Genomic DNA, 1,375 nt, shown 5'->3' with positions numbered 1-1,375 from the left:
AAAATGTATATCGTTGGCAGAAGAAATTATTTAGACCAGTTATCAAAAACTTCATTGATGACTTTATTCTCGATAAAAATCATCTGCTACCACAGAGAATCTATAAATAATAGTGCGTAAGTCCTATAACTTTACTGAATGGCCTAATGTAATTTTAGAGCACACGCCAAAGTAAGGTCATGCCAGTCAAAATCCTGAACTTTAAATCAATGGTTTAGAAGCCGTGAAACATCATCTTAGCAACGATTAAAACAATTCTTAGATTTATATACGTGACACTAAAAAGCCAGTACATATTGAACTGGCTTTTTTCTCAATTTGTCTAACGTGCGTTATGTAAATTTTAGCAAATCTAAACTGGCAGCCTAACTTAAATAACTGATGTTACGCAATAAGTGTATTTTTGAGCATCTTCGCCACTACATTTTGCGGTCGATTTTTTTAAAATTTACAACATATAGAATGGATGCGTAACATCAGTTAAATAAACTGTCTCCGATATATTGGTCCCAAAATCCTTAAAGATCTGACTGCATATTTTCCCACTGTGGAACAGCATGCCCATCAGAGTGAAACAAAAAAATGAGATTTTATCTCCAAACCCTTTATTATTTTTAAGATCGTATATGATTTTAGAAATTTGAAAGAAACTCAAACTTTAAAATATTCGAATCATGGGGATACAATATGAAAATCAAGTTAATCACGCTGACATTAGCACTATCCGCAGCATCACTGGCAAACGCACATAATCATGAACAGTTAATCAGTAATGATTACCAACTGTTTAGTCCAGAAATCACCTCTAAAATCACTGAGCACAAACCTGTTTCATTAGATTTTATTGCTAGTGCAATTAGCACCCCAACTCAGGCGGTATTAAAAGAAAATTTAGGTGAGACTAAAAACGTCGTAGTGATTAGCGATGCGGAAACCTGGTATTACGGTGTTCAAATCACCGATCAGGAAAATCAAAAATGTTCTGTCTCTTTTATTTTCGACCGTGAAAATGGCAAGTTAAGTACATCGGCAGATCTGGTCAGCTTCCACCAATTAGAATGTGAATTAGCCGTTGCCCAAAAATTAGAAAAGAAAAATAACTAACTCCAAACCAGACATTAAAAAGCCCGCAAATGCAGGCTTTTTAATTCGTCCAAATTTTCCATATATCACCCTGCCAGAATCCGGTTTAATGACAATTAAATAGAATATTTGAACTCTTATTGGCACTGTTGCAAATAACCACGAATGGCTTTGTTGCACAAAGATTTGAAATGCAAAGCGCCCCTAATTGAGCCAAATTTAAGGCGTAACTTGGGTAAGTGGTCGACCTAATTCCGTAAATCTGTTGAGGACTGCTACACGTGCATGAATT

The 1,375-nt window shown here is 35.3% G+C and carries 1 protein-coding gene and 1 pseudogene; both read left to right on the top strand.

Annotated features, from left to right (window positions below; all coding sequences use genetic code 11):
- Positions 1–110: pseudogene (locus FTU90_RS15915) on the top strand (IS701 family transposase); the annotation flags it as partial.
- 577 nt (positions 111–687) lie between these two features.
- Positions 688–1,104 carry a hypothetical protein gene (locus FTU90_RS15910; protein WP_159139022.1) on the top strand — a complete coding sequence of 139 codons (417 nt, stop codon included), beginning with the start codon at positions 688–690 and terminating at the stop codon, positions 1,102–1,104.
- The last annotated feature ends 271 nt before the right edge of the window (positions 1,105–1,375 follow it).

The sequence above is a fragment of the Acinetobacter sp. YH12200 genome (assembly GCF_013418175.1).
Lineage (GTDB): Bacteria > Pseudomonadota > Gammaproteobacteria > Pseudomonadales > Moraxellaceae > Acinetobacter > Acinetobacter pseudolwoffii.
Note: the sequence above shows the minus strand (reverse complement) of the source record. Positions and strands in the feature narration are given on the sequence as shown.

What these genes read in the sequence shown, in the direction of transcription:
- FTU90_RS15910 (WP_159139022.1), top strand. Translation starts at nt 688, where the DNA reads ATGAAAATCAAGTTAATCACGCTGACATTAGCACTATCCGCAGCATCA.